The sequence below is a fragment of the Cobetia sp. cqz5-12 genome (genome assembly GCF_016495405.1).
GTDB lineage: Bacteria > Pseudomonadota > Gammaproteobacteria > Pseudomonadales > Halomonadaceae > Cobetia.
On record NZ_CP044522.1, the window covers coordinates 3,479,097 to 3,486,048 of the forward strand.

Consider the following 6,952-nt stretch of genomic DNA (forward strand, 5'->3'; position numbering starts at 1 on the left):
CACTTAGCGAGGCATATCTTCTGCTGGATTGGCGGGCCTAGCCATGACATCGACTGCCGGTGATACGAAGCCCTGGTAGCCATCTGCGCCCAGCGACATTGCCCGCTCCTGGTCCGCCTCGGACTCGACGCGGGTCACGATGACCTGCGACTCGACCTGGTGCGCCGTCATGCACAGACTCTGCAACAGCTCGGTGTCGACATCTTCGCGCTTGAAGAACGCCTGGTCGATCTTGACGTAATCAGGCCGCAGCGCCGACAGATAACTGAGTTCCTTCAGCTCTCGGGCGAAGCGGTCGATGCCGCCCCGCGCGCCCAGTCGACGAGCATGCCGGAACAGCATCTTGATACGCTCCTGATGCCTGAGGGCAATGCTTTCGGACACCTCGATATCCAGACGCTTGCACAGGCGCGGATGCGCCGCCAACCAGTTGAGCAGACCAATATAACTGGCTTCATCGTCGAAGGTTTCTTCGGTCAGATTGAGCGCCAGCCTGGGCACTTCGATCCTGTCGATATAGGACGCCAGCCACTCCAGAGCGCGCAGATCGAACTGCGCCCCCATGCGGAAATGGCGAATCACGGGCAGGAAATCACCCGCACGATGCAGTTCATCACCATCGCGCAGACGGGCAAACAGCTCGCGGTGGAGCTCGCCACCATCATTGAGCAACACCGGCTGGGCAACGAAATCGAGCCCCTTGGGGGAATCCAGAGCCTTTTCGATGATCTCGCGCCACTCGCCTCGCGGACGCGCACGGCCACCCGCAGGGGCCAGTTCCACGCCCGACCCTTGCTCGATGGCCTGACGAAGCGTGGCATCTGCAACGGCAAACATCTGGGTGCGCTGCATGCCCGGCTCACGCCGAACGGCGCCAAGGGCACAGTTCTGCGGCGGAATGTCCACCAGCGGATTGGCATCCAACAGGTTATCGATATCCTCCGCCAATAGCGTGAGAAACTCCTGAAGTCGAGTCTCGTCAGTTTCCGGCAGCAACAGGCCGAAATCACTATTGGACAGACGCGCGGCGATGATCGCCTCACCCGCCAGTTCGCGATCTTCCAGCTTGCGCGCAATGGCCTTCACCAGGGCGTCACGCCCCTTGTAGCCCTGCTCGCGATACACCACCTCGATATGCGACACGCGCAGCAACGCGAAGCTGCCACCCATTGGCTCGCTCAGCCACTCATCGACCGCTCGATTCAAATAGCCGCGGTTGCCAAGCCCCGATACCGAGTCTTCTTCCGCCTGGCGCTGCAGGCGCGCCAATTGCGCGGCCTGAGCCTCGAACTGGGTCTGCAGGCGCTGACCAAGACGATTGACCGCCGAGGTGATGCCCTTGAGCTCCGCCACCCTGGTCTCTTCCAGCGGCGCATCGAAGCGCTGGGTCTCCATTTCATTGAGGCGAGACGAGAGGCGCTCCAGCGGGCGCAGCAGACGGCGCATGACCAATGAGGCAATCAGCAGCGTGATCAGACCACCCAGCAACAGCCACAGCGCCAGACGCTTGGCCAGCTGCCAGAGCTGGTCATAGCCCTGGGCAGATTCGCCGGTCAGGCTGATCGTGCCCAGCGACGCCCAACCACCGGGCAGCTCGCGGCTCGCCGATTCCACCGGCATGGGGATCAGGTCACGAAACCACTCCGGTGCCAGACTCTCACGCACGACATTGAAAGCGATGGGCGTCGCGATCGCCACGCTCTCCAGTCTGGCATCGCGCACATGGCCACCATCCACCGTGGCACGCATCAAGGCTTCGGCACTGGCGGCATCGCCAAGCTCTACATGTGGCACCAGCGCGAGACTCAAGCTCTGGGCGAGATTCGAGAGTTCGACGCGTTGTCGTTCGGCCAATGCATCACGGGTGTTGTTGACCTGGATGAAGAAGATACCGAGGGAGAACCCCAACAATACCAGCAACATCAAGGTAAACAGGCGGCGCGAAAGACTCATCTGATTTCCTCATCAACCATCAGCATGGCAACGGCGCTTCCAGTGTGCGGAAGCGCCGTGGGTGGCTTAGCCCTGTTGTTGGACGGGGACGGCAACACTCATGGAATCCAGCAGAGCGCCGGTCGCCGACAGCAGACGATAGTTGGCGGTTTCCAGATCAAAACGGGCGCGAATCAGGTTCTGTTGAGAGGTGAACAACTCACTCTCACTGTCCAGAAGGTCCAGCAATGTGCGGCGCCCAATATCGAATTGCTTACGATAACTCTCGCGGGTATCGGTCGCGGCACGCACATAGCTTTCCAGGTAATCGATCTGGCGCTTGAGGTTCTCGCGGGCATTCCATGCCAGACGAATCTCGTCACGCACATCGCGCATCACGCGATCATTGTCGTGCTCGACCGCTTCCAGCGCTGCCTGACGGCCGCGGATCTCGGATTGATCACGGCCACCACGATACAGGTTGTAGCGCATGACCAGTTCGACGCTCCAGTCGTCTGACTTGCTCTCGTCCTGATCATAATCATTGTCCAGCGTGCGATTGCCTTCGAGACTGAACTCGGGGTAGTTATCGCCCTTCTCGGCATTCACTTCATGACGTGCAGCGTCAATGGAGACCCGCGCTGCCGCCAACAGCGGGTTGCGCTGATTGGCCTGTACATAGGCGCTCTCGACATCCTCGCTGAGCAGGCTGGTGTCGATGCCCGGCATGCTGAGGTCCGACGGCATCTCACCCACCAGACGCAGATAGGCAGAGCGGGAGTCCTCGAGATTGTTGATCGATGACAGCACGCTGGCTTCGGCATTGGCCAGACGACCATCCACCTGACGCACGTCACTGCGCGCACCAAGGCCGGATTCCGCACGCCGCCCGATATCATTCGAGATGCGACGGTGAGCCTCGAGATTGGCTTGTGCGTACTTGAGAATCAGCTCATCACGCATGACCTGCAGGTAGGCACCGGCCGTATCCAGCGCGATGTCATTGGCCTCGGCCGCGACCTGCAGGCGCTGGTAGTCCGCCTCTGTCTCGGCCTGACGGATGCGCTCGATTGTCGTGTTGCCGTCCCAGAGCAGCTGACGGATGGTCAGATCAAGACGCGTGTAATCGTGCCAGTCGTCGTCATCATTGACGCCGTCATCTTCCGAGTCGAACTTGCCATAACCCAGGCGGCCGGTCAGATCCACCGTCGGGCGATACGCCCCGCGCTGGGTTTCCGCTTCCTCGAGTCGCTGGATGTGGCGTGAAACCTGAATGCGCGTGCGCGGGTTTTCCATTACCGCTCGGGATACGGCCTCTTCAAGAGTCGCAGCCGAAGCCTGAACGCCAAACCCCATCCCTGCGGCGATGCTCAACGCCAAGAGTGTCTTTTTCATTATGAGTTACCCTCGAATCCATCAAATCCTTGATCAACGTTCACGCAAGGCACCTTGCCTGGCGCGCAGAATCGGCTTCATCAAATATTGCAGTACGGTCTGATTGCCAGTGATCACATCGACGCTGGCCTGCATACCCGGGATGATCGTGAGCGGATCCGAGTCACTTCCAAGGTGGTTCTGCTCCGTCAGCACCTTGATCTCGTAGAAACTGTTGCCTTCTTCATCCTGCACAGTATCCGCACTGATCTGATCGACCTTGCCTTCCAACCCACCGTAGATGGTGAAGTCGTAGGCAGATAACTTGACGACGGCCGGCTGTCCGATTCTCAGGAAGCCGATGTCCTTGGGAGCGACTCGCGCCTGAACCAGCAGCTGATCCTCGATGGGAACGATCTCCATCAGGTCTTCCCCGGGCTCGATGACGCCGCCTATGGTATTGATATTCAGCGTCTTGATGGCGCCCTGAACCGGAGAGGTCACCAAAGTACGATCGAGTCGGTCCTGAAGACTGGTGCGCCCCTCACGCAAGCGACCCAGATCCGCCTGGGTCTTGGCGAGCTCTTCCGCGGCACGCGAGCGAAATTCCTGCGCGACGCCGACCCGGTTCGAGATGGCCTCATCCAGCTCCGATTGCTTGCCCGGCACGGCCAGGCGCGCCGACTCAAGATCACCACGCAGGTCGTTGACCTCACGCTGGATCTTGAGAAGGTCCACCTGAGAGACCACGCCTTCACGCACCAGCGGGGCCGTCATGCCGAGCTCGCGACGCGACAGTTGATAGCTGCGCTCGAGACTGTTGATGCGCGATCTCAACTCACGCAATTCCTGCTCCTTCTGCAGAATCTGTTCACGCGCGCCATTGAGGCCACTGTTGAGCTGATTCAGATGTGTGCGATATGCGGTCATCGCACGCGATACCAGAGCGGGACTGCGCGCCTTGAATTCTTCGTCGAAGGGCAACTCGATATTCTTCACGCTCACCTGATCCTTCCAGGCATCCGCGGAGGCGTTGACCTCGATGGAATCAAGTTCGGTGTCGTACTGCATGATGGTGGCCTGCAGGCCATCGAGGGTCGAGACACGCTCGCGCAGATCGGAACCTGCACTGGTGTCATCGATGCGCAGCAGTGGCTCCCCGGGCGAGACAACCTGACCTTCCTTGATATAGATCTCGCGCACGATACCGCCTTCCAGGTTCTGCACGACCTGCAGGTGCGTCGAGGGCACGACCTTGCCCGAGCCACGCGTGACGACCTCCAGACTCGCCTGGCTGGCCCAGATGATGAAGATGACCACGAATGCGAGCACCATCCAGATCAGGATGCGCGACTTCCAGGGAGTCGCCAGCAACACGGCCGAGCTGACATCGTCGAGATGGTGAAGGTCACGCTGCTCAATCGGTGCCTTAGCCACGATTCACCTCCTGCTTGCGCCCGGCGACTCGGCCTTCATTCAAGGCGCTCAGCACCTGCTGCTTGGGCCCATCGGCGACGATGCGCCCTCCTTCCATGACGATGACGCGGTCTACCACGTCGAGCATGCTGCTCTTGTGGGTGACCAGCACCAGCGTCTGACTGCGCGGCAGGGACTTGAGCATTCTGCGCAGCCGCAGCTCGGCGCGATTATCCATGTGCGAACCAGGCTCATCGAGCAGCAAGAGCGGGGGACGCATCAAGAGTGCGCGTGCCAGCAAGACTGTCTGACGCTGACCGCTGGAGAGCATGCGTCCGCCTTCACCGACCTGACGGTCCAGACCTTCGGGATGATGACGAGTGAATTCGGTCACGCCGGAGGCATCAGCTGCGAGATCGATCTGTACATCACTGGCGTGTGGTTGGCCAAGAGTGATGTTGTCGCGAATGGAGCCGAAGAACAGTGAACTGTCCTGGCCCGCATGGCCGATATGCCGACGTACGTCGGCGGGGTGCAGTTGATTGAGATCCAGCCCATCAATGCGAACGCTGCCCGCCGTGGCGCGATACAGGCCAGAGACAAGACGCTGCAAGGTACTCTTGCCAGCACCGATACGCCCGATGATCGCGATCCTCTCACCTGGATTGATGGTCAGTGAGATATCCGATACGGCAGGCGGCGTATTCGGCGCATAGGCAAAGCCGACGCGATCGAATTCGATACGCATCTGCAGGTGCTCGCGGTGAACGTAACGACGATCTTCCGACTCTTCCGGCAATGCCATGATCTGCTCAAGCGCACTCATCGCACTGCGAGTCTGGCCGATGCGCGTGATCAGCAACGCCAACTGCCCCAGCGGCTGCAATGCACGCCCGGACAGCATGACCGCGGCGATCAAGCCACCGACAGACAGGCGTGCATCCGCGATCAGATAGACCCCGAACACGACCAGTGCCACCGTGGTAGCCTGTGTCAGCGACATGCTCAGCGAGCTGACAGAGGTCGTCAGATTGCGGCTTTTCACCCCCCAATGCGCGATCTGCCCGACGGCGCGTTCATACCGGCGCTGGGTTTCACCCTGAGCATTGGCCAGCTTGAGACTCTCGAGACCTGAGACTGCTTCGACGAGGCGCGCATTGCGCTCCGTCGCCAGGCGCGAACCCTGCTCGATACTGCTGCGCAGCGGTTTCTGGATCGCCAGACTGTAGACAAGCAGGATCACGAGCGCGGCGAATGGCACCAGAACCAATGGTCCAGCCACGATCCAGATCACCAGCAGGAACAGCAGGGCAAACGGCAGATCGACCAGAGTGGTCAAGGTCGCGGAGGTAAAGAACTCGCGGATCGAATCGAACTCCTGCAGGTGCTTCACATAGCCACCGACGGAGCCGGGACGCGCTTCCATCCGCAGGTTCATGGTCTTGGAGAAGAGCTTCGAGGTCAGCAGTACCTCGGACTTCTTGCCCGCCGTGTCCATGAAGTAGGCGCGTGTCTGGCGCATCACGAAGTCAAACACCATGATGATCGCCATACCCGTCGCCAGGACCCACAGCGTGTTGAAGGCCAGGTTAGGCACGACCTTGTCATAGGCATTCATCACGAACAGTGGTGATGCCACGGCGAACAGGTTGATCAATATCGACGCCAGGATCACGTCACGGTAGATCGGCCGCGACAGCTTCAGCGTCGACCAGAACCAATGACCATCGCTCTGCTTGAGCGTTTCCGGGGCGCGTTCATCAAAGCGGTGCTCCTGCTTGAGATAGACGACACGCCCATCATGACGCTCAGCCAGTGATTCGATGTCCACCAGTTCATCGCCATCGGCCTCAGGCTGATGAATCCTGGCCTTGCCTGCGTCGTTGTCGACCTCCAGCAAGACGACAGCACGCTCTTCCTTGAGTATGAGAATGCACGGCATCAACATGTCGCTGATGGCCGTGATCTGCTGGTTGACCAGTTTGGCACTCAGATTGGCACGTGCCGCGGCACGACTGACAAGCGCCAGGGGAAGTCGGCCTTCCTCCATGGGAAGACCATCGACCAGCACTGCTGCAGATCTGGGATTGCCGTGGTAACGCGCCATGAAGACCAGCGCATTGAGAAGGGGGTCGCCCTCCCTCTCGCCAACAGGCTCCGGTCTTAATGGCGTGGGTTGATCGCTCAACCTGTCCTCCTTAGTAGGGCACTTCGCAGATGTCTCTACGGC

Annotated in this window: 4 protein-coding genes; all 4 read right to left on the reverse strand. The window is 60.1% G+C overall.

What is annotated here, in order from left to right:
• Positions 1-3: 3 nt before the first annotated feature.
• Positions 4-1,953, reverse strand: coding sequence for a bifunctional diguanylate cyclase/phosphodiesterase (locus F8A90_RS14495; RefSeq protein WP_166020035.1), 1,950 nt, complete (start codon positions 1,951-1,953; stop codon positions 4-6).
• 66 nt (positions 1,954-2,019) lie between these two features.
• Entirely contained in the window at positions 2,020-3,327 is a 1,308-nt protein-coding gene (locus F8A90_RS14500) for a TolC family outer membrane protein (RefSeq protein WP_200017613.1), read from the reverse strand.
• A gap of 33 nt (positions 3,328-3,360) precedes the next feature.
• The gene (locus F8A90_RS14505) at positions 3,361-4,743 is read right to left on the reverse strand and encodes an HlyD family type I secretion periplasmic adaptor subunit (RefSeq protein ID WP_054555704.1); all 1,383 of its coding nucleotides are present in this window, start codon (positions 4,741-4,743) and stop codon (positions 3,361-3,363) included.
• Positions 4,736-6,910 (reverse strand): type I secretion system permease/ATPase, encoded by a 2,175-nt coding sequence (locus F8A90_RS14510; protein ID WP_233593348.1) that lies wholly within the window; start codon positions 6,908-6,910, stop codon positions 4,736-4,738. The genes F8A90_RS14505 and F8A90_RS14510 overlap by 8 nt, the downstream gene beginning before the upstream one ends.
• Positions 6,911-6,952: the final 42 nt, after the last annotated feature.